At 67.7% G+C, this 22321-nt stretch carries 20 protein-coding genes; 5 read left to right on the top strand and 15 right to left on the bottom strand.

The window, feature by feature from the left end; translation table 11 throughout:
- Positions 1-24: 24 nt before the first annotated feature.
- The 13 genes from J2X65_RS02855 to J2X65_RS02795 form a co-directional block, all read right to left on the bottom strand.
- Positions 25-810, bottom strand: a complete 786-nt coding sequence (locus tag J2X65_RS02855; protein ID WP_310197713.1) for a creatininase — start codon at positions 808-810, stop codon at positions 25-27.
- Between the two features lies 1 nt (position 811).
- Positions 812-2347 (bottom strand): amidohydrolase, encoded by a 1536-nt coding sequence (locus tag J2X65_RS02850; protein WP_310197710.1) that lies wholly within the window; start codon positions 2345-2347, stop codon positions 812-814.
- Positions 2348-2382: 35 nt separating this feature from the next.
- Positions 2383-3480, bottom strand: a complete 1098-nt coding sequence (locus J2X65_RS02845; RefSeq protein ID WP_310197708.1) for an ABC transporter ATP-binding protein — start codon at positions 3478-3480, stop codon at positions 2383-2385.
- Entirely contained in the window at positions 3477-4283 is an 807-nt protein-coding gene (locus tag J2X65_RS02840) for an ABC transporter permease (protein WP_310197704.1), read from the bottom strand. Before J2X65_RS02840 ends, J2X65_RS02845 begins: the two co-directional genes overlap by 4 nt.
- On the bottom strand, positions 4280-5188 hold the full coding sequence (locus J2X65_RS02835; RefSeq protein ID WP_310197702.1) for an ABC transporter permease: 909 nt from the start codon (positions 5186-5188) through the stop codon (positions 4280-4282). The genes J2X65_RS02840 and J2X65_RS02835 overlap by 4 nt, the downstream gene beginning before the upstream one ends.
- A 90-nt stretch (positions 5189-5278) precedes the next feature.
- Positions 5279-6439, bottom strand: coding sequence for a spermidine/putrescine ABC transporter substrate-binding protein (locus tag J2X65_RS02830; RefSeq protein ID WP_310197699.1), 1161 nt, complete (start codon positions 6437-6439; stop codon positions 5279-5281).
- A 109-nt stretch (positions 6440-6548) separates the two neighbouring features.
- Entirely contained in the window at positions 6549-7025 is a 477-nt protein-coding gene (locus J2X65_RS02825) for a nucleoside deaminase (protein ID WP_310197696.1), read from the bottom strand.
- Positions 7022-8458 carry an amidase family protein gene (locus J2X65_RS02820; protein ID WP_310197693.1) on the bottom strand — a complete coding sequence of 479 codons (1437 nt, stop codon included), beginning with the start codon at positions 8456-8458 and terminating at the stop codon, positions 7022-7024. Before J2X65_RS02820 ends, J2X65_RS02825 begins: the two co-directional genes overlap by 4 nt.
- Before the next feature lie 65 nt (positions 8459-8523).
- Positions 8524-9219 (bottom strand): cyclase family protein, encoded by a 696-nt coding sequence (locus J2X65_RS02815; RefSeq protein ID WP_310197690.1) that lies wholly within the window; start codon positions 9217-9219, stop codon positions 8524-8526.
- A 45-nt stretch (positions 9220-9264) separates the two neighbouring features.
- Positions 9265-10023, bottom strand: a complete 759-nt coding sequence (locus tag J2X65_RS02810; protein ID WP_310197687.1) for an ABC transporter ATP-binding protein — start codon at positions 10021-10023, stop codon at positions 9265-9267.
- Positions 10020-11813, bottom strand: coding sequence for a branched-chain amino acid ABC transporter ATP-binding protein/permease (locus tag J2X65_RS02805; RefSeq protein WP_310197684.1), 1794 nt, complete (start codon positions 11811-11813; stop codon positions 10020-10022). The genes J2X65_RS02810 and J2X65_RS02805 overlap by 4 nt, the downstream gene beginning before the upstream one ends.
- Positions 11810-12685 (bottom strand): branched-chain amino acid ABC transporter permease, encoded by an 876-nt coding sequence (locus tag J2X65_RS02800; RefSeq protein WP_310197682.1) that lies wholly within the window; start codon positions 12683-12685, stop codon positions 11810-11812. The genes J2X65_RS02805 and J2X65_RS02800 overlap by 4 nt, the downstream gene beginning before the upstream one ends.
- Positions 12686-12746: 61 nt before the next feature.
- The gene (locus J2X65_RS02795; protein ID WP_404977656.1) at positions 12747-13937 is read right to left on the bottom strand and encodes an ABC transporter substrate-binding protein; all 1191 of its coding nucleotides are present in this window, start codon (positions 13935-13937) and stop codon (positions 12747-12749) included.
- A gap of 306 nt (positions 13938-14243) precedes the next feature.
- Here J2X65_RS02795 and J2X65_RS02790 point away from each other — a divergent pair, with 306 nt between their 5' ends.
- The 4 genes from J2X65_RS02790 to J2X65_RS02775 are packed head-to-tail and all read left to right on the top strand — an operon-like array spanning position 14244 to position 18616.
- A complete protein-coding gene (locus tag J2X65_RS02790) occupies positions 14244-15206 on the top strand; it encodes a LysR family transcriptional regulator (RefSeq protein ID WP_310198543.1) in 963 nt (320 codons plus the stop codon).
- A 41-nt stretch (positions 15207-15247) separates the two neighbouring features.
- A complete protein-coding gene (locus J2X65_RS02785) occupies positions 15248-16495 on the top strand; it encodes an amidohydrolase family protein (protein ID WP_310197680.1) in 1248 nt (415 codons plus the stop codon).
- Positions 16482-17690: an amidase gene (locus J2X65_RS02780; RefSeq protein ID WP_310197678.1), complete on the top strand. Its 1209-nt coding sequence runs from the start codon at positions 16482-16484 to the stop codon at positions 17688-17690. Before J2X65_RS02785 ends, J2X65_RS02780 begins: the two co-directional genes overlap by 14 nt.
- Before the next feature lie 23 nt (positions 17691-17713).
- Positions 17714-18616 (top strand): DUF1796 family putative cysteine peptidase, encoded by a 903-nt coding sequence (locus J2X65_RS02775; protein WP_310197675.1) that lies wholly within the window; start codon positions 17714-17716, stop codon positions 18614-18616.
- Between the two features lie 182 nt (positions 18617-18798).
- Here J2X65_RS02775 and J2X65_RS02770 read toward each other — a convergent pair whose 3' ends face one another.
- Together J2X65_RS02770 and J2X65_RS02765 are read right to left on the bottom strand one after the other, a co-directional pair.
- On the bottom strand, positions 18799-19662 hold the full coding sequence (locus J2X65_RS02770; protein ID WP_310197673.1) for an oxygenase MpaB family protein: 864 nt from the start codon (positions 19660-19662) through the stop codon (positions 18799-18801).
- Between the two features lie 99 nt (positions 19663-19761).
- Positions 19762-20622 carry an AraC family transcriptional regulator gene (locus tag J2X65_RS02765; protein ID WP_310197670.1) on the bottom strand — a complete coding sequence of 287 codons (861 nt, stop codon included), beginning with the start codon at positions 20620-20622 and terminating at the stop codon, positions 19762-19764.
- Between the two features lie 133 nt (positions 20623-20755).
- On the opposite strand from J2X65_RS02765, the gene J2X65_RS02760 reads away from it, so the two are divergent.
- Entirely contained in the window at positions 20756-22321 is a 1566-nt protein-coding gene (locus J2X65_RS02760; protein WP_310197667.1) for a GMC family oxidoreductase, read from the top strand.

Below are 22321 nucleotides of genomic sequence, written 5' to 3'. Positions count from 1 at the left end.
AGAGCACGCTATGAGGACGCGGCGTCAGGCTGTCAGGGCATCGAAAGCCTTGACCAGCGCATCGGCGATGTCCGGCACGACTTGCGCCATGACCGCCTCGCCCTTCGCCGCCGAGGCCGAGCCCGCCGAGGACAAGACGCCGGTGGGCGGGATCGGGCGGGTGTCGAAGGGGTAGATGTCGTAGGGCGGGAAATTCGCCGGCGGATCGTCGGGAATGCGATCCTGCCGCACCAGGTCGGGGCGGATGTGCAGCATGACGGAGGTTTCCATCACCGCCGCATGTTCCAGCTCCCAGCTCGGGAAGCCGTCGGGGAACAGCACCTTCTCGGTCGCCTTGGTGATGAATTCCCAATAGCCGAGCTTGATGATCTTCACGTCGGTGCGCCCGAGCATCGCCTGGTCGCGCAGGGCGAGATCGGCGGCCTCGACCAGGAACCACTGGTTCTCCATGTGGCCGTCGAACAGCACGATGCGGCGCACGCCATGCCGCACGAGTTCGTTGACGACGTTGCGCACGAGACCGATCAGCACGCCGGCATCGAGGCTCAGCGTGCCGGGAAAATGGTTGCCGCCGCCGGATTTCGGCTGCGACTTGTAGCCATAGGCCACCGGCGGAGCGACCAGGCCGCCGATACGCTCGGCCACTTCCGTGGCGATCGCCTGCGGCAGCAGGGTGTCGGTCGAGAGCGGCAGATGCGGGCCGTGCTGTTCCACCGAGCCGATGGGAAGGAACACGATCGGGTTCGCCTTCACCTTTTCCGCGAAGTCGTACCAGGTGAGATCGGCAATGAGGGTGTTGGAGACAGGCATCTCAGAAGTTCCCCGACGGCGTTGAGGGCCACATGTCGCTGTTGCCGATGAGGCGGTGCACGCCGATGTCGATCTGGTTGCAGCGGCGATGAATGGCGTCGAAGGACGGCTCGAACGCCTTGTTCGCCCGTTCGACGCCGGAGTGGTACTCTTTGAAGCCCGGCATCGCCGCCCGAAGCTCGGCGAGCAACGCCTCTTCGTCGACCTTGGTCAGCTTGCCGTTCTCGACCACGATCTCGCCGTTCACCATCACCTTCTCGATGGACGAGCCGTTCTCGCAATAGACGAGGTGGTTCAGTATGTCGTTCCGAGGCGTGAAGCTGACCGTGTTGAGGTTGATGATCAGCAGGTCGGCCTTCTTGCCGGCTTCCAGCGAGCCGGTCTCATGGCCGATCAGCGCGCTCTTCGCCCCCGCCAGCGTGCAGGCGTTGAGCACCTCGGCGGCGCTGACCCATTGCTTGTAGTCCGGCGTGGTCACCTTGTGGATCAGGCCGCAGGCATGCATGACGTCGAACATGCGCGGCGTATCGTTGGAGCAGATACCGTCGGAGCCGAGCGCGACATTGACGCCGGCGTCGAGAAGCTGGCGCACCGGGGCGACGCCGGCGCCGAGCTTCTGGTTCGAGATGGTGTTGTGGACGATGGAGACGCCCGCCTCGCCCATCAGCGCGATATCGTCCGGCGTCACCCAGATCGAATGGGCGATGGTGGTGCCGGAATGCATGAGGCCGAGATCGGCCATGTAGCGCATCAGCGTCTTGCCGTAGATCGCCGGGCCGGTGACGCCCTGCACCTTGGTCTCGACGATGTGGGTGTGGAACGGCACCTTCCATTCCAGCGCCAGTTCGTTCGCCGCCTGCATCAGCTCCGGCGTGCAGCGCTGCGGCGCCGAGGGAGCGACCATGAAGCGGATACGGCCCGAGCGGCCGTGGAAGGCGGCATAGGCCTCCTTCGCGAAGTCGATATATTCCGCCGTGGTAGGCACGCCGAGCTTGGCGACCTCGGCCTGCAACTCGGCGGGGACATGCTCGCGCGCGAAGGGGATGGAATCGAGGAAGTCCTTGTCCATCACATGGCCGGAGACGGTGGCGCGGATGCCGGCATCGTCATAGGCCTGCACGGCCGCGCCGAGTTGCGCCAGCGACTGGCGGGGGGCCTCGAAGATGTCGTCGGTCAGGCAGGTGACGCCGGTCTTCAGCGACTCGATGGCAACCACCATGGAGCGCAGATAGATCATCCGCTCCGCCAGCGCCTTGGCGCCGAGGATGGGGTACGAGTACAGCATCCACAGTTCGAGCGGCAGATTGTCGTAGCGGCCCTTGAACAGCGCCTCGCCAGAATGCAGGTGCGCATTGACCAAGCCGGGCATCACCAGCTTGCCGGCGCCCTCGAGGAGGGTGGCGCCATCCGGCACCGGCAGGTTCGGGCCGATCGCCGCGATGCGGTCGCCCTCGACAAGCAGGTCGCCGGTGAAGGGCGTGCTGCCGGAGGCGCCGCCCATGGCGAGCACGGTGGCACCGCGAATGAAGGTCGACATCGGTTCACTCCGTAGAAGGACTGGATTGGGGAGCGTCAGGCCGGCAGGAAGTAGCCTTCGTCCTGCGACCAGCGGGCGATGACGCTCTGCCCGGGGTTGAGGGAGGTGTTCTCGATCTCATGCAGCGAACGCTGCACGCGCAGATCCACGCCGCCGGCGGTTTCGAGGAACACCGTGGCGGATGAGCCGACGACTTCCAGCGTCACCACCCGCGCGTCGATCTCGTTGCCGGTGCCCGAACGGGTCGGAGCGATGTCGATGCGGTCGGCCGCCACCACCAGCGTTACCGCCGCGCCATCGCCGAGCGTCAGATCGGATGGAAGCGGCGCGATCGCCGAGCCGAACGCTCCCTCGACGCGCAGCCCGCCGCCATCCGCGCGCGTCGCCGTGCCGGAGAACAGATTGGTGCCGCCGACGAACTCGGCGACGAAGCGGTTGGCGGCGCGGCGGTAGATCTCGCGGGGGGCGCCGATCTGCTGCACGCGCCCCTCGCTCATGATGACGACGCGGTCCGCCATGGCGAAGGCTTCCGAATGGCTGTGCGTCACGCAGACGAAGGTGATGCCGAGCTCCCGGTGGAGGCGCACCAGCTCCGACTGCATGCGCACCCGCAAATGCGGATCGAGGGCGGACAATGGCTCGTCGAGCAGCAGCATCTCGGGCTCGAGCGCCAAGGCACGGGCGAGGGCGACGCGCTGCCGCTGGCCGCCGGAGAGCTGGTCGACACCGCGCTCGGCAAAGCCGGCAATGCCGAGCCGCTCCATCCATTCCATCGCCTTCTTGCGGCGCTCGGCGGCGGGAACGCCGCGCTGCTTGAGCCCGAACTCGACGTTCTTCACCACCGAGAGAAAGGGGAACAGCGCGTAGTTCTGCCAGACCAGCGGGGCGTCGCGCTCCCAGGGGGCGTCCTCGTTGATGCGCCGGCCCCACAGGCGGATCTCGCCCTCGCTGGGCGTATCGAGCCCGGCGATCATGCGCAGCGTCGTGGTCTTGCCGCAGCCGGAGGGCCCCATCAGCGCGATGAACTCGCCTTTTCCGATGGTGAACGACACCTCGGCGACGGCCAGCGTTCCACCATAGCGCTTGGCGACGCGGTCGATCTCCAGCATCGGGCCGGCTTTCGTGGTCGTCATTGCTGGGGTTCCTTGCTGCGACGGCTGTTCCGCCCGAGCAGAATCTGGGCGGCGACGACCAGGGTCATCGACACGGCGAAGACCAGGGCGCCGATGGCATTGATGCGGGGACTGACCTGGCCCTGGAGCATGGCGAGCACGCGGACCGGCAGCGTCTCGTTCACCCCCGAGACGAACCAGGCGATCATGAACTCGTCGAAGGAGACCGCGGCGGTGAGGAAGATCGAGGCGAGGATCGCCGGCAGGCAGAACGGGATGACGACGCCGACAATGGTCGACCAGGGCGTCGCGCCGAGATTCCACGCCGCTCGCTCGATGTCGGGATCGAGATCGGCGAGGCGCATGCGGACCAGCGCCATGGCGAAAGGCGCGGCGAGGACGACGTGGCCGACAGTGACGCCGGTCAGCGTGCCGGAGAGGCCGATGCGTCCCTCGAAGGTCAGCATCGCGACGCCGAGGATCACCACCGGCACGGTCGGCGGCAGCGCGACGATGGCGGTGTAGGCGGCCTTGCCGAAGAAGCGGTACCGGTAGTCGACATAGGCGGCGGCAAAGCCGAGGAAGGTGGCGATGACCGACGTCGCCGCGGCGACGATCAGGCTGTTCACCAGGCCGCGCTGGACGCTGGCATCGGCGAAGACCGCTTCGTACCACTGAAGGCTGAAGCCGCACCAAGGCAGGCTCGGAAAGCGATCGGCATTGAAGGAGAACACGATCGTCGAGACGATCGGCGCGAAGATGAAGGTGAAGACCAGAAGGGTCCAGACGAGGAGCGCCGCCCGGCGCAGCAGGGCGGCGTTCATGGCTTGGCTCCCCTGCGGCCATAGGCGAGGGCGAGCATCGTGCTCATCACCGCCACCAGGGTGAGGATCATGATCACCGCGACCACCGAGGCACGGGGCCAATGGTTGCCAGACTTCACCTGGTCGGCGATGAGGATCGACAGGGTCGGCGGCTTGGAGCCGCCGAGATAGAGCGGCGCCACATAGTCGCCGAAGGCCAGCACGAAGGCGAAGGTCGCCGCGACGACCAATCCGATGCGGGCGGACGGCACGATCACGGTGAGAATGGTGCGCAGCCGGCCGCAGCCGAGATTGTGCGCCGCCTCGATCAAGGTCTTGGGAACGTTCATCAAAGCGAAGGTCTGCAGCAGCACGACGAGCGGAAGCGTCAGCACGAGATAGCCGATCACCGTCCCGGTCGGGCTGTTCAGCACCGAGATGGGGCCGAGGCCCAGCGGGTGCAGCGCGGCGTTGATGATGCCCTGCGGGCTGAAGAAGATCTGCGTCGAGTAGATGCGGACCGGATAGGAGGTGAAGAACGGCACCACCAGCATGAAGATGAGGAAGCGCCGGGTCGCCGGCTGCAGCCGGAACGCCAGCGTATAGGCCGCCGGAAAGGCGATCAGGCTTGCCAGCAGCGCGGTGAGGCCGGCGAGCCAGAAGGTGTAGATATAGGCGTTGCGGAAGAAGCCGGCGTTCAGGATGAAGGTCCAGTTGGCGAGCGTCGCGTCCGGTGTCAGCCGGAAGCTCTTCACCGACCAGAAGGTCATGGCGACGAGGAAGCCGAGCGGCACGACGAAGAAGGCCAGCTGCCAGACCAGCGGCGGCAGGCCCCAGAAGGCGGCGAAACGCAGCCGGGTCGCCCGGGCCGATGAGGTGACCGGTGAGGCCGACGGCAATGTCTGGGTGGATTGTGCGTCGGACATAAAGCGAGCGCTCGCGGCGGGGACGTGTTCGGAAGGCGCGACAGGCCGGAACCGGACGGCGACCGGGAGGCCGCCGTCCGGCAAAGGGGCTCACATCGACTTGAATTCCGACCAGACGTCGTTCCATTCCTCGATGGACTGCTTCACCGGGGTCTGGCGGATATGGATCTTGCCTTCCTTGTACTCATCCATGACGTTGCGCGCGTCGAAGGTATGGCGCAGCGCCTTGGCTTCGGCCGGATGATCCTTGATCAGCAGGTCCCAACCCTTCTTGTTGGGGATCGACGCCCAGTAGGACGGCAGGATCGCCGAGCGGGCCTGGCCCTCCGGCGAAGAGGCGTACTGGATGAACGCCTTGGCGAGGTCCTTCTTGGTGGAGGACGACACGATGGACATCGATTCCGTCCACTGGATGCCGCCTTCCTTGGGAACGGTGGCGGAGACCGGCACGCCGTTCTTCTGCAGGAGCAGCACCACCCAGTCGCCGACGCCGGGAATGGCGGCGGCGGTGCCGTTGGTCAGCATCGAGAACTGGTCGGCCATCGAGTAGAAGCCCGAGGCCTGCGGCTTCAGCGAGAACAGGGTCTTCTTCAGCTTGTCGAAGGCTTCGGCGGAGATGTCGAAGGGGGCCTTGTTGCCGTCATACAGGCTGAGGCAGCCCATGGTCGGCAGGTACCAGTCGAAGAAGCCGAGCTTGCCCTTGATCTTGTCGTCCCACAGCACCTTGTAGGATTCAACATCCTTCTCGCTGAGCACGTCGGTGCGATAGGCGATGCCGAGATAGCCGAAGCGGATCAGCACCGAATAGAGGCTTTCGTTCACCCAGTGCGGGCCGAACTTCTGGAACTCCGGCCAGTAATCGGCGAGCGGGTAGTCGGCGGGGTCCATCTTGTCGATGAGGCCGCCCTGGGCGAGCATGCCGATATATTCGGCGTCCGCCAGCACCACGTCGAATGTGCCGGGCGGCGACTGGTTCATCAGCGCCAGCATCGGCTCGCCGCCGACATATTCCTTGGCGACGACCTTGCAGCCATACTTCTCCTCAAAGGGCTTCACGAAGGCCGGATCGCCATGGCCGGGCCAGCTGAGCAGGTTCAGCACCTTGTCCTGCGCATAGGCGGGCTCCGGCACGGCCGAGGCGCCGATGGCGGCGGCGCCGGCCAGCGCGCTCGCGCCCTGCATGAAGCGGCGGCGATTGAGCGGATGAAGCAGCGCACGGAAGTCCGTGATCTTGTCGTCGAACTCGTTCATTGACGATGGCTCCGTCGGGAAGGTTGTTTGAAGGTATTGGCCGGCCTTTCCGCCGCCGGCATTGGCGCAGTCGTCGGCAAACAGACGTCGGCAGATAGGCGTCGGTACGTCACTGGAAGGCGTTGAACCCCGGCGAGGCGACCCACTCGTCCAGCACCTCGCGCGCCTCGGCGGCGAGCAGGCGTTCGGCCGGGAGCGCGCGGTCGTGGAGGTCGGCGCGAACCGCCCGCGTCAGGGGCTCGAGGTCGAAGCCGACCTCGGTGCAGTCCTTCAGCGTGTTCGCGTAGTACATGCGCGAGATCTTCGCCCAGAACATCGAGGCGACGCACATCTCGCAGGGTTCGCAGGTGGTGTAGAGGTCGCAGCCGGACAGGTCCCAGGTCCTCAGCCGGCGGCCGGCATCGCGGATGGCCTCCACCTCGCCATGCGAGGTGGCGTCGTGATTGTTGACGACGTTGTTCACCCCTTCGCCGACGATCTCGCCATCCTTGACGATGACGCAGCCGAACGGCGCCGAGCCGTCGGCGCGCATCTTGTCCCGGCTGATCTCGATGGCGCGGCGCATGAAGAGTTCGGGCGTGCTCATGACAGGTTCTCGCTTTGGGGAAGGCGCAGGGCGGGAGGCAGCAGGTCGGTGGCCGGGCGCTGCCGTTCCACGGCGCTGGCGAGCCTGATCACATCGGCCTCGCCCAGGGCCCGGCCGACGATCTGCAGCCCGACCGGCATGCCGGCGGCATCGAGACCGGCGCAGACGCTGGCGGCGGGCTGGCCCGTGAGGTTGAACGGGTAGGTGTAGAAGACCCAGCTCACCAGATTGCGGTCGGCAAGATGCGCGGGCATGTCGAGGCCGGCATCGAGGGAGGTGACCGGCAGCACTGGCGAGAGCAGCGCGTCGTAGCGCTCGAAGAACCGGCGCATCTCGTCGCGCAGCGCGTAGCGCTTGAACACCGTCTCGTAATAGGCGCGCATCTCCTGCCCGAGCGCGACTTCCAGCACCACGGCGACGGAGGGATCGAGCAGCTCGCGCTGGGTCTCGATGACGCCGCGCAGGCGGGTGCCGACGCCGGCATAGAACTCGGCGATCCACAGATCGGCGGGGTCGGTCTCGAAGACGGTCCCGACCTCCTCGACAATGGCGCCGAGATCGGCAAGGCGGCGGGCTGCCGCCTCGGTCACGCGCAGCACCTCGGCATCCGGGCGGGCATAGCCCAGCGTCGGGCTCCAGGCGATGCGCATGCCTTCGATCGAGGCACCGATCGCCGCTTCGACGTCCGGTACCGGACCAGCGACGGAGAAGGGATCACGCGCGTCATAGCCGGCAATGGCAGCGAACATGAGCGCGGCATCGGCGATGTCGCGGGCGATCGGGCCGACATGGGCGAGGGTGGGCGTCGCCGAGACCGGCCACACCGGCACCCGGCCGAACTGGCCCTTGAGGCCGGCAAGGCCCGAGAAGGCGCAGGGGATGCGGATCGAGCCGCCGCCATCGGTGCCGAGAGCCAAGGGTGTGATACCGGCGGCCACCGAGGCGGCCGCGCCGGCGCTGGAGCCGCCCGGCGTCTTGTCGAGGTTCCACGGGTTGCGGGTGATGCCGGTGAGCGGGCTGTCGCCGACCGGCTTGCAGCCGAACTCGCTGGTGGTGGTCTTGCCGATGAGGATGGCGCCGGCCGCCTTCGCCCGCTCCACCGCCGGCGCATCGACCGTGGCGATATTGTCCGCCATGGCGCGCGAGCCGGAGGCATAGGGCGCGCCCTTCACCGCCATCAGGTCCTTGGCGGAGAACGGAATGCCGTGCAGCGCACCGAGCTCGTCGCCGCGCATCACCGCCGCTTCGGCGGCACGCGCGGCGGCCATCGCCTCCTCCTCGAAGATGAGAAAGAAGGCATTGAGACTCGCCTGCGTCCCCTGCGCGGCGTCGAGCGCCGCGCGCGTCAGCTCGACCGGCGACACCTCCCGCCGGGCGACGAGACCGCGCGCCTCGCGCGCCGTGAGGTTCGAAAAGGGAGCATTTGCTAGCAAACAGGATGTCATCGCCGGAAAGCCGAGCAAGAAGGATGCCGGACGGCGGGCCGCCCGGCGGAATTTCAGTCGACGATGGCGAAAGCGCGCACCGGCGAACCGGAGCCGCCCTTGAACTTCAGCGGTACGCCGAAGAACTGGAACTCGCCCTTGCCGATCAGCTCTTCCAGATTGACCAGCCACTCCCAGTGGCTAATGCCGAGCTCGCGGCACAGCCGGTGCTGGGCGAAGATGTCGTCGCTGGGCTTGTCGGTGGAGGGGCCTTCGACACCGTGCATCTTCGAGCCGCGGTCATACAGCCAGCGCGTCGCCTCGACGGTGAGCAGCGGGTTCTTCCACACCGAATCCAGCGTCGGGTAGTTGCGGGCGTGGAAGCCGGTGCACAGGAGCACGATGTGGCCATCCACCTTCACGCCGGCCTTCTCCTCGGCCACCTGCATGTCCTGCGCGGTGATGTCGCCGAGATCGGGGATGTGCCGCAGATCGAAGCACACCGCCTTGCCCATGAACATGTCGAGCGGCATCTCGTCGATCGGCGCGCCATCGGGCTTCACATGGCGGAAGGCGTCGACATGGGTGCCGACATGGTCGAGCATGGCGATGAAGTTGGTCTGGAAGGTCATGGCATCGCCCGGCACGCCGAGGCCGAAGGCGGCCGAGCGCTCATGGCTCAGATGGGTGGTGATGACCGGCCGCTGGAACAGCTTGTGGGCCGGCATGTTGTCCTCGATGAGCAGGCTCAGGTCGATGACGCGGGACATGTTCGCTCCTTGAACGTTTAGGAAGGGCGGCGCCGCACCGGCGCCTCAGGCGGTGGATTTCTTCTTGCCGAGGAAGGCTTCCATCACCTCCGGATCGCGCGCGATGTCCGCGCTCGGCCCGTGCCGCACCACGTGGCCGTTGGCGATCACATAGGCGTGGTCGGCGATGGCGAGCGCATGCGCGGCCAGCTGCTCGACCAGCAGGATCGACAGGCCCTGCCGGTTGAGCGCGGCGAGCACGTCCATCAGCTGGTCGACGATCTTCGGCGCCAGGCCGAGCGAGAGCTCGTCGATGATCAGCAGCTCCGGCTCGCCCATCAGGCCGCGGGCGATGGCGAGCATCTGCTGCTCGCCGCCGGACATCGAGCCGGCCTGCTGGGCCAGCCGCTCCCGGAGGCGCGGGAACAGGGCGAGCACTTTCTCCAGCGTCTGCCGCGCGCGGGCGCCCTTGAGGCCGCCATGCGCATAGGCGCCGAGGATCAGATTGTCCTCGACGCTCTGGTCGGGGAACAGCAGGCGCCCCTCCGGCACCATGATCAGGCCGCGCCGCACCTTGCGGTTGGCCGGCAGCGACGTGGTGTCCTCGCCGCGGAAGAACACCCGTCCCTTCGAGGGGCGCACCAGGCCGCTGGCGCCGCGCACCATGGAGGACTTGCCGGCGCCGTTATTGCCGATCACCGCCACCATCTGCCCGCGGCGCACCGCGAGCGAGATGTCGCGCACCGCGACGGCGGCGCCGTAGCGCAGCTCGAGATGGCGGATGTCGAGGAGGGCGTCGTCGGCCGCGCTGTCAGTGACGTTCATGCCGAGGCCTCCGCAGGGGCGCCATGGCCCGAGGTGCCGAAATAGGCCTCGACGACGCGCGGGTTCGCCTGCACCGCCGACGGGGTGTCGCTGGCGATCACCTGGCCGTAGTCGAGGACGGTCACGGTATCGGCGACCGCCATGATCAGCTCGACATGGTGCTCGATGAGCAGCACGCTGATGCCGAGGCCGGCGATCTTGCGGATCATCGCCTCGAGCTCGTCGATCTCCTGGGTGGTCAGGCCGGCGGCCGGTTCGTCGAGCAGCAGCAGGCGCGGCCCGGCGGCGAGCGCGCGGGCGATCTCCAGCCGGCGCTGCAGGCCGAAGGGCAGGAAGCGCGCCTGTTCGTGCGCATAGGCTTCGAGGCCAACGAAGGCGAGCAGTCCGGCCGCCGTCCGGCGGCAGCGGCTTTCCTCTCGGCGCATCGCCGGCGTATGCAGCACCGCCGCGGCGATGCCGTAGGTGAGGCGCTGCTGGTAGCCGACCATCACGTTCTCCAGCACGGTCATCTCGCCGAACAGCTCGGTGTTCTGGAAGGTGCGGGCGAGGCCGACGCGGGCGATCTCATGGGAGGACAGGCCGGTGAGCGCGACGCCGTCGAGCTCGCAGGCACCGGAGGTCGGCCGGTAGAAGCCGGAAATGGTATTGACGAAGGTCGACTTGCCGGCACCGTTCGGCCCGATCAGCGCGTGGATCTCGCCGGGCTTCACCCGCAGCGAGGCGGAGGCGAGCGCGGTCAGGCCGCCGAAGCGCACCGTGAGATCCCGCGCCACCAGTTCGGCATGCGGCCGGCTCGCCTCCGGCGCCAGCGTGACGTCGGCCGGCAGCGCGCCATCCAGGGGCGCGGCTTTCGCCGCCGGGCGCAGGCGCGCGGCGAGCGCCCCCAGCGAGCCCATGATGCCGCGCGGCAGCGCGAACATCACCACCAGCAGCAGCGCGCCATAGGCGAATTTCTGCCACACCGCGAATTCCTGGAGGTATTCCGGCAGATAGGTGAGGAGATAGGCGCCGATCACCGGCCCGAAGGTCGAGGCCGCGCCGCCCAGGATCACCATCAGCAGGAAGCGCACGCTGTCGGTGAAGGTGAAGATGTCCGGCGAAATGTAGGAATTGAGGAAGGCGTAATAGGTGCCGGCGATGCCGGACGTCACCGCCGCCACCACGAAGGCGAGGGTGCGCAGGGCGGTGGGATTGAGCCCCAGCGCCCGCGCGGCGGTCTCGCTCTGGGCGGTCGCCAGCATGGCGCGGCCGTAGCGCGAATCCTTCAGGTGATGGGTGGCCAGCACCAGCAGGAACAGCGAGACCGCCAGCACGACGTAATAGGCATAGCCCGACAGCGCGACGCCGAAGGCGTTGGGCGAGGGAATGGAGGTGATGCCCGTCGTGCCGCCGGTGAGCGACTGCCACTCGATGGCGACATTCTCGACGATCAGCCCAAAGGCGATGGTGACGACGGCGAGATAGACGCCGCGCACCCGCACGGTGGGATAGGCCAGTAGAACGCCGAACAGGCCGGCGACGATAGCGGCGATCAGGCCGGAGCTGATCATGTCGAAGCCGAGCCTGATCGCTACGACGGCGCCGGTATAGGCGCCGAGGGCGAACAGGCCGGCCTGGCCGAGCGAGACCAGCCCGGCGAGCCCGACCAGCACGTTGAGCCCGACGGCGATGATCGCGTAGATCAGGAACAGCATGAACAGCCGCAGCTCGTACTCGTTGCCCGAGGCGAGCGGCACGGCGACGAGGATCGCCGCCAGCAGCAGGAAGCCGATTGCGTGGAGGCGGCTCATACCTTGGCCACCTCGCGCTTGCCGAACAGGCCCTGCGGAAAGGCGAGCAGCACCACGATCATCAGCGAGAAGCCGACGATCTCGCGCGCGGCGGTGGAGATGTAGCCCTCGACGAACTTCTCGATCACGCCATAGGCGAGGCCGGTGAGCACCACGCCCGGCGCCGAGGTGATGCCGCCCATGATGGCGACCGCGAAGCCCTTGAGCCCCGGCAGCACGCCCATGGTGGCGGAGGCCTGCACCACCGGCGCGATCAGCACGCCCGCCGCCGCGCCGGTGAGGCTGGCCAGCGCGAAGGAGAAGGCGATGACGAGATTGACGTCGATGCCCATCAGGGCCGCGGCGTTCTTGTTGTGGGCGACGGCCTGCATGGCGCGGCCGATCAGCGTGTGGCGCTGGAGCAGGCGCAGCCCGGCCATGGCGATCACCGCGATGACGGGAATGACGAGTTCCTGCGGGTAGAGGCCGGCGCCGAGGACCTGCACCGAGCCGGCGACGCCGGGCGAGGGCAGGGGGAGCGCGTAGCCCTGGGTTTCGATCGTCGCCAGGCTCTCGACCATGATGCCGACGGCGATGGTGGTCAGCATCCAGCCGATGGAATTGGCCTGCCCGGCAAAGGGCCGGACGGCCAGACGCTCGAGCGCGAAGCCGAAGGCGCCGCCGGCCAGCACCGCCAGTCCGCAGGCGAGGACGAGCGACCACCCGCTTCCCACCAGATAGGCCGCCAGCAGGCCGCCGATCATCAGCGTGTCGCCATGGGCGAAATTCACCGCGCGGGCGGCGGACCACATGATGTGGAAGCCGAGGGCGACCAGTGCGTAGATGCCGCCGATCGCCAGCCCGGAGAAGATGTATTGCGCCACGGTCGACATATGCCGGATCCTCGCGTCGTGCCGGTGGGAAGGGCGGCGGCGGTGCGCCGCCATCCCCGGTTCACTTGTCGTAGGGCGAGCCCTTGAAGGGGATCAGCTTGCCGTCGTGCCACACGGCGAGCAGGTAGTGTTCCGGCAGCAGGGCGTCGTTCCGCTCGGGATCGGACTTGTCGAAGGCCGGCTTATAGGGCGCGACCAGGCCGTCGCGGTTGACCTCGTAGAGCGCCTTCTGGACCTTCGCCCAGTCGAAGGCGCCGGCGATCTTGATGGCGTCGGCGAGGATGTAGACGGCGTCATAGGCATCGGCGATGCCGGAGGCCGCCTTGATGGCCGAGGGATCGTTCAGGCCGTATTTGGCGGCCAGCGCGGCGAGGACCTTCTTGCCGGTCTCGCTCTGTGGCGTGAGGAAGGAGTAGGTCTGCATGACGCGCACGCCATTGGCGAGCGGGCCGGCGAGCTCGCCGAGATTGCCGCTGATGCCCCAGGCGCCGATGACGGCCGGCTTGTAGCCGATCTTGTCCATGGCGCGCAGGACCTGGTTGCCTTCGCGGTCGAGCGACCAGATCATCACCACTTCCGCGCCGGCATCCCGGGCGCGGATGACCTGCGGCGACATGTCCTGGTCGTTCCAGTTGAACGTCTCCGCGGCCACCAGCTCCTTGCCGCGCGCGGCCATCGCCGCCTTGATGTCCGGCAGCGCGCCGTTGCCCCAGCCGGTGTTCTCGTAGAAGAAGGCGATCTTGCCGTCCTTCGAGACCTTCAGCGCCTCGTCGACGAGGAAGCGGGCCACCCATTTGTCCTTGGCGGAGACGCGGAACATGAAGTTCGGGTCGCGCCCGTTCTCCACCGCCTTGGTGTTGGCCGCCCACACGCCCATGTAGGGAATGCCGATCTCGTGGATCGGCTCGACCTGCGCCACCGCGACGGTGGAATGGAAGCCGCCGAGCACGGCGATGCATTTGTCGGCCAGCGCGATGCGCCTGGTATTGTCGACGCCGCGCGGCGGGGCGCCGGCGTCGTCATATTGCACCAGCCGCAGCTTCTGGCCGAGCACGCCACCGGCCTCGTTGATCTCGTCGATGGCGATCTGCGCGCCCATCTTGATCGCCTGCCCGGAAAACGCGGCCGGTCCGGTGACTGCCGCCGAATTGCCGATGCAGGGCTGCTGCTGGGCGTGGGCCGCCGAGGTGAAAAGGCCGAACGCCACCGTCGCCGCCAGAAGCTGGCCGCGCATAAGTCCTTTGGAAGACATGTCTATTTCTCCTGTCGTGGCCAGGATGAGCGGAGGGGGCGGGCGTGTCGGCCCGTGACTGTCGGGTACGAAGCGAGGCTACGTATAAGTGTGGCCTATCGACAAAGATGATTTTCCAATCGGTGATATAGGCACTGACTATTGCGATGAATTATAGGCAGTTCATATGACTCGATGTGTCGTACATCTATCTGTATCTAAACGATAAATTGAAAATGACTGTCAATAGTTTGTGCATATGGACTATTTTTTAGTCATTTGACATTTGATCTTTGCGCGGCAGAGTTGGCGATGAAAGGCCTGTCCATGGATCTGCGTCAGCTCAAATATTTCGTTCAGATTGCCGAAAGCGGGAATTTCTCGCGTGCCGCCGAGGTGCTGCGCATCGCGCAACCCTCGCTCAGCCAGCAGATGAAGAATCTGGAAGAGGAGCTCGGGGTGGAACTGCTGCTGCGCCATGCCCGCGGCGTGACGCCGACCGAGATCGGGCAACAATTCTACGACCACGCCCGGCGCATCCTCGAGGAGGTCGAGCGCACACGCGACGTGGTGCGCTCGCAGTCGCAAAATCCGGCCGGGCGGGTGTCGGTGGGATTGCCCACCTCGGCCTGCCGCGGCCTGTCCCTGCCGCTGATCACCGCCATGGCCGAGCGCCAGCCGAACATCACCCTGCACATCGTCGAGGCGATGACCGGCTATCTCGACGACTTCATCCAGCTGGGGCGGCTGGACGTCGCCCTGCTGTACGACCACAAGGCCTTCGAGCATGTGGCGTGGACCGAGATGATGGTGGAGGACCTGATGCTGTTCGTGCCGCCGGATCATCCGGTGGCGGCGCAGGGCGGCATTTCCTTCCGCGACATGTTCGCGCTTCCCATCGTGCTGCCCGGCGCGCCCAATGTGATGCGCACGGTGATCGAGCAGTTCGCCGCCCGCCACGACGTGGTGCCCAATGCCATGGCCTGCGACAGCCTTCCCGCCATCGCCCGCATGGTGCGCGCCCGCAAAGCGCTGGCGGTGATGCCGCATTTCGCCTTTTCCGACGAGATGGAGCGCGGCGAGATGGTCGCCGTGCCGATCGTCGACCCCACCCCGTCCTGGCGGCTGTCGGTCGTGGTCTCGCAGCGCACGATGAACCCGCGCGGCAGCGAGGCGGTGGCCAAGGTGATGGCCGACGTGATCGCCGAAATGGTGGGGGCGGGCGTCTGGCTCGCCCGGCTCCGGGGCGACCGGGCGCGCCCTGAAACCCTGCGTGCCGCCGCACGCTGATGCCTGCACACGCTGATGCCTGATTGCGAGGAGACCGACCGATGGACCTGATCGTAGCCAATGCGCGACTGCCGGACGAGCCGGAGCGGCTCGTCGACATCGGCATCGCCGGGGGACGCTTCGCGGCGATCGCGGCCGGGCTGACAGGGGATGGCGAGCGGCTGGACGTGCAAGGCCGGCTGGTCGCCCCCGGATTCGTCGAGACGCATATCCACCTCGACAAGTCCTGCATTCTGGAGCGCTGCCAGTCGGCACGCGGCGACCTCACCGAGGCCATCGGCGAGGTCGCCCGGGTGAAGCGCGACTTTACCGCCGAGGACGTCTTCGCGCGGGCCAGCCGCACGGTGGAGACGTGCATCGCCCAGGGCACGACGCAGATGCGCACCCATCTGGAGGTCGATCCCGGTATCGGCCTGCGCAGCCTCGAGGGCGTGCTCGCCGTGCGCGACGCCTATCGCTGGGCGATCGATATCGAGATCTGCGTGTTTCCCCAGGAAGGCCTGCTCAACAATCCCGGCACCGACGAGCTGATGGTCGCGGCGCTGAAGGGTGGCGCCACCTGCGTCGGCGCGGCGCCCTATACCGACAGCGATCCGCACGGGCAGATCGACCGGGTGTTCGAGATGGCGCGGGAGTTCGATGTCGATATCGACATGCATCTCGACTTCGGCACCGATACCGCCGGGCTCGATCTCGAGCATGTGTGCGATTGCGCGACGCGCTTCGGCTGGGGCGGGCGCACGGCGATCGGGCATGTCACCAAGCTTGCCTATGTGGAGCCGGCGCGGCGGGCCGCCATCGCCCGGCGCATGAGCGATGCCGGCGTGGCGCTGACGGTGCTGCCCTCGACCGACCTGTTCCTGATGGGGCGCGACCGCGACCACGCCAAGACCCGCGGCGTGGCGGAGGCGCACGAGTTCTTGCGCCACGGAGTCAATTGCTCGCTGTCGACCAACAACGTGCTCAATCCCTTCACGCCCTTCGGCGACTGCTCGCTGGTGCGGATGGCGAATCTGAATGCCAATATCTGCCATGTCGGCTCGGCGCACGACATGGGCGAGTGCTTCCACATGGTGACCAGCCGTTCGGCCCGGCTGCTGAACCTGGAGGGCTACGGCATCGCCGTCGGCAATGCGGCGGATTTCGTCGTTCTCGACGCCGCCAGCCCGCAGGCCGCCGTCGCCGAACTGGCGCCGGTGCTCGACGGTTTCAAGCGCGGGCGCCGGACGCTCACCCGCAAGCCGGCCGAACTCCATTTCCCCGATGGGGCGCACCATGCCGCCCGCTGAGGCGAAGGCGACCGGCGCCTTCTGCCGGCCCAACAACGTCACCGCCAGGGGAGCGACGGACGGGCCGCTGGCCGGCCTGAGCTTTGTCGCCAAGGACATGTTCGACATCGAGGGCTCGGTCACCGGCAACGGCAACCCCGACTGGCTGCGCACCCACGAACCGGCGACGCGCCATGCCTGGGCGGTGGCGCGGCTGCTGGACGCCGGTGCGGAGCTGGTCGGCCGCACGGTCTGCGACGAGCTCTGCTATTCGCTGACCGGCGAGAACACGCATTATGGCGCGCCATTGAACCCCGCCGCGCCCGACCGGGTATCCGGCGGCTCCTCCTCGGGCTCGGCCAGTGCGGTGGCGGCCGGGCTTACGGATATCGGCCTCGGCTCGGATTGCGGCGGATCGATCCGGGTGCCGGCGAGCTATTGCGGCCTTTACGGTTTCCGCCCGAGCCATGGCGCCATCCCGCTCGACGGCTGCGCGCCCTTCGCGCCCAGCTTCGACTGCGTCGGCTGGATGGCGCGGGACGCCTCGACATTGCGGCGTGCCGGCGAGGCGCTGCTGGGGCGCGCACCGGCGCAGGAGCCGGTGCCGGAGTTGCCGTCCCTTCGCCTGCTCAAGCCGCGCGAGGCGCTGGCGGCGCTGGAGGCGGATGTCGCCGACGCCCTGGAGCCGGCCTTCCGTCTGGTGGAGGAACTGCTGGGGCCGGCCGAGACGATCGACATCGCTCCGGAAGGGCTGTCGGCCTGGTCGGCGACCTTCCGGACCCTGCAGGCCGCCGAAATCTGGAATTCTCTCGGCGGCTGGATCGAGGACGCGCGGCCTCGATTCGGGCCGGGGGTCGAGGAACGCTTCAGGCTTGCCGGCACCGTGACGGCGGAAGCGGTGGCGATTGCCAGCAGCGAAAGGGCGCGGATCGTCGCGGCGTTGCGGCGGCTCATCGTGCCCGGCACATTCCTGGTGCTGCCGACCGTTCCGCGTATCGCGCCGCTGAAGGGGCTGCCGGTGGCCGAGGTGGAGGTCGCCTATCGGCATCTGGCCATGAACCTGCTGTGCATCGCCGGGCTCGCCGGCCTGCCGCAGGTCTCGCTGCCGCTGGCGCGCCACGAGGGATGTCCGCTGGGGCTGTCGCTCGTGGGTGCCGCCGGCTCCGACCTGGCCCTGCTCGGGATCGCGCAGCGGATCGCCGCGCCTGCGGCATGATGTCAGATATGGCCGAGTGACGATTGGCCGACATTTTGAATCGATCGGAAACCGGACTGTCCGAAAATCTGGGGCCAGCCCGTCTTCCGTGTCGCATCCAGCTACGCATTCCCTGTTTCTGCGCTGTCGGAACGAACGCAATGTGGCCATTCGCGCGAAGAGCCGAGCCGGATCTCGTCGTCGACCGGATGATCAGCCTCGGCGCGCTGTGCGAAGTGGCCTATCAGGTGCGGCGCCTTGCGCGTTCCGAGCGCGCCTATCCCTTCGATTGGTGGGATACCCCGCTCAGCGGCGTGCTCAAGGTGCTGCAATCGGGCGCGAGCGAGATCTTTGCCGCCCACCACATCGTGAAGTTGCCGGATGTCAGCGGTCGCCGGCCTGCTTTTTACTCACGCCTGACGGGCACGGCGCACCAGCACGAATTTCATGGCGGCGAGAATTTCCTGGATTTCGACGAGACGGAAATCGGGCGCCGCCTTACGCCCAAATACGAGGCGCTTCTGGCGCGGCTCGTCTCCGACTGTGCATCCGGGACGACTTTGTTCGTGCGCCAGCGCCGGCCCGACTACGATCTTGAAGGCGTGGCGCTGGAAGCGGCGCTCGATGAACTCCACGCGGCGCTAGCCGGCTTCTCCGCCGATCCGCGGCTGCTGCTGCTCGACTATCCTCCGGTGGCGTCGCGCCCGTGGCTGATCGAGGCTAGGGTATCTCGCTACCGTGACTGGAACGACCTCGGGTCGCGCCGGGGGTGGAACGAGGTGTTTCGCAGGCACCGTATCGTGTGCCGTTCGTCGGGCGAGCGCTTCGGCGTCGATGATTTCAAGGAAAGCTTCCCGGCGCCGGCTTCTCTCGGCGAGAGATTCCGGCGGGGAGTGCGGCGCCATAAGGAACTGCGAGACCGCCGACGCCTCACAGTGATGCGCTGAAATGGAGCCGGACGTCGCCGGTCGGGAGGCACCTCTGGCCGTCGACGAACCTGCCGGCGGAGCGATCCGCGGCGGCATGGCCAGGAACCATTGTGTTCGAACGGACGGATGCCAGACTGGCCGGGATGGTCCCGGCGCGGCGGCATGAAGGGCGACGGGGCCGGCGACGCGGGCGGCGCCGGCTATTGCGCCGCCGCGCGCCGCCGTGACCGCGACGCGGCGCCGTTTTTCAGTGCCCAGCGACCCACGGGCGTCGCCCATGTCATCAGCCGCACCGCCCCGATGAGGCGATGTCGCTCGTCCGGGGGGATCAGGTCTCGCACCGGATGCGGCACCAGCCGGGCGCCGGCGCTCATCACGACGCGGCGAAATATACCCAGTGTGGGAGACGGCATCGGAGCGGTCGAAATCACCTGCAGCACCTCTCGCGTGCGCTCATCGAAGCGCAGCTGCGGCAGCATCGCGCAGAGATAATCGTCGACCGCGGAGGAGGTGACCGGCACGTCCCGTGCGCCCAGCCTCTCGGCAATGACCGCCATTTCGCGCAGATACCCGTCCTGCTCCGCCTCGCTCATCCTCGGATCGACGAAGGTGCGATAGGCCGCGAGGAAGCCCGATGCCTCGGCCACGTGGATCCAGGTCAGCAGTGCGGGATCGTCGGCCCGGTAGTGCCGGCCTGAGGCATCGGTGCCGGCCACGCTCATGTGCCGCAGCCTGACACGCGCGATGAGGGCTTCGGCCGTCGGCCTCGCCGCATAGGTCGTGCCGGCGACGAACTGCGCGGTGCGCGCGAGTCGGCCCATCACGTCGGCGCGGAAATTCGAATGGTCCCACACCCCGGCGATGGCGAGAGGGTGGAGCATCTGGGTCATCAGGGCGGAGACCCCGCCGACGATCATCGGCACGAAATCCGCGTGCACTTTCCACGCGACGGATTGCGGGCCGAACAGGCCGGGATCGCCCGGCGGCTCATCGAAATTGACCACTCCGGCGCCGGTGATCCGGCGGATGTTGCGCTCTATCGCCGTGCGAATGTCGATCACCATCTTCTCGCGAATGGGTCCGTGCCCAACCCGGTTCCCGCCGGTGGCGACACTGGACCGGGTGTCGGCAGGTATCAGGCCTTTCGATCGGCACGGATGCTGTCACATTTTCCGGAACAGGGCTCTATAGGCGCGTGGGGGCATGCCCTTGGCCGCGTGGAACTGGCGGGTCAGGTGCGGGCCGTCGGCAAAGCCGACCTCGCCGGCGATGACGCCGATCGGCCGGTCGCCCTGCGCCAGCATGGCACAGGCATGGCCGATGCGCAGCTGCGCCACATAGGCGGAAATGCTCATGCGGGTGCTGCGCTTGAACATGCGCTGCAGCTGGCTGGGGCTGAGATGGGCGATCTCGGCGAGCGGCGCCAGTTCGATCGGCCGGGTGTAGTGTTCGTGCAGCCAGTCGAGCACCCGAGCCATGCGTGCCTTGTCGCGCGGGACCTCGCCGAGCGAGACGGCCCCGGAGGCGAGAGGACCGCGCCGCGGATCGCCGCTGAGTTCGACGAGGATCGACAGCAGATCGAGCACCCGCTGCTCGATGCGGGTGTCGACGAGGGCGAGGAGGCGCTCGCGCGCAGCCCGCGCCGTCGCCGGGCCGAACACGACGCCGCGGCCCGATTCGGCGAGCAGCGCCCGCAGCCCTGCCAGCTCCGGCGCGAGCGCGATCATTGCCTCGATCCAATCGTGAGTGAACCAGCAGACCACAGCCCGGTGCGGTCCCTCGCCGTCGATGACGGCCTGCGACTGCCAGGCATGCGGCAGGTTCGGGCCCAGCAGCACGAGGTCGCCGTCGTCATAGGTCTCCACATGGTCGCCGACGAAACGCATGCCGCGGCTGTTGACGGTCAGCGTCAGCTCGAATTCGGGATGATAGTGCCAGTTGAACGGGAATTCCGGCAGGCGGCGGTCGAACAGCCGCCAGGACTGGCCCTGCGGAATGGTGACCCGTTCGAACCAGGGGCGCATCGTCCGGTCTCCAGACCGCGTCGGAGCGGCCAATATTGCGGTGATCATACAAGAACATGCCGCGGTGATGAATATGGGGCGCCGCCATGTTCGCTAGCCTGGATCCTGCGAAGCGCGAGCCGGGGAGGGCGCGATGGCCGGGAAGACGGGTGGGGCGATGCGGCCCGATGTGGTCATCATCGGCTCGGGGGTCGGCGGCGCGGCGATCGCGCTGTCGCTCGCCGCCACCGGGGCGCGCATCCTCGTGCTGGAACGGGGGCCGCGCCTGCCGGTCGAGCCCGAGAACGCGGATGCCGAGGCGGTGTTCGTCCGCCAGCGCTACCGGGCCCGGGAGGACTGGCAGGACGGGAGAGGGCGGCGCTTCCGGCCGGGCCAGTACTACTTCGTCGGCGGCCATACCAAGTTCTACGGCACGGCGATGTTCCGCCTGCGCCGGCGCGACTTCGAGGCGGTGGAGCACGAGGAGGGCGTATCGCCGGCCTGGCCGATCTCCTATGCCGATCTCGAACCCTATTATGTCGAGGCGGAGCGGCTGTTCGGCGTCCACGGCGCCGCCGGCGCGGATCCCACCGAACCTCCGCGCTCGGCGGCCTTTCCCCATCCGCCGGTGCCGCATGAACCGGTGATCGGGCGGATCGCCGAGAAGCTGACGGCGCGGGGGCTCCAGCCCTTCCACATGCCGGCGGCCATCGATCTCCGGCCCGGCGGCGCGTGTCGGCGCTGCGGCACCTGCGACGCGTTTCCCTGCCGTTTCGGCGCCAAGGGCGATGCCGAGACGCGGCTGCTCGCCCCGGCGCTGGCCCACCCGAACGTGACGCTCTGGAGCGAGGCGCGGGTGACGCGGCTAATCGCCGACCACCGGAGCGCGCATATCGTCGCCGCCGAAATCGAGCGGGGCGGCGAGACGCTCACCGTGCGCGCACCGCTCTTCGTGTTGAGCGCGGGCGCCCTCAATTCGGCGCTGCTGCTGCTCCGTTCGGCGGACGGGCACAATCCGCACGGGCTCGCCAACGGGTCGGGCGTGGTCGGGCGGCACTTCATGAACCATCACCTGACCGGGCTGATGGGCCTGATGCCATTTGCCGCCAACGACACCCGCTATGCCAAGACACTGAGCCTCAACGACTTCTATTTCGGGGCGCCGGACGACCCGGTGCCGCTCGGCAACATACAGATGCTCGGCAACATTCAGGAGCCGATGATCCGCTCGGCCTATCCTCGCCTGCCACGGATGATCGGCCGCTGGACGGCGCGTCACAGCGTCGATTTCCTGGCGATGTCGGAAGACCTGCCGCATTGGGACAGCACCATCCGTCCGTTGCCCGGTGACCGGGCGGAGCTGGTCTGGCAGCCGACCAACCGCGCGCCGCACCGCCGCTTGGTGGCACGCACCAAGAAGCTGCTGCACGCCATCGGCTTTCCCGTGGTGCTGACGCATGGATTCGGCGCCGAGAGTCCGTCGCATCAATGCGGCACGGTGCGCATGGGCACGGACCCGGCGACATCGGCGCTCGACCCACTGTGCCGGGCGCATGATCATCCCAACCTCTATGTGGTGGATGCGGGCTTCTTCCCGTCCTCCGCCGCCGTCAATCCGGCGCTGACGGTGGCGGCACAGGCGCTGCGGGTCGGACGGCATCTGCGCGCGCGCTGGTTTGGCGCTTCCGCTTCCGCACCCGCTGCCCTTCCCTTCGCGTGA

Origin of the sequence: Ancylobacter sp. 3268 (assembly GCF_031456575.1) — a bacterium.
Taxonomy (GTDB): domain Bacteria; phylum Pseudomonadota; class Alphaproteobacteria; order Rhizobiales; family Xanthobacteraceae; genus Ancylobacter.
The sequence above is the reverse complement of the archived record's forward strand: the minus strand, read 5'-3'. Positions and strand labels throughout refer to the sequence as shown.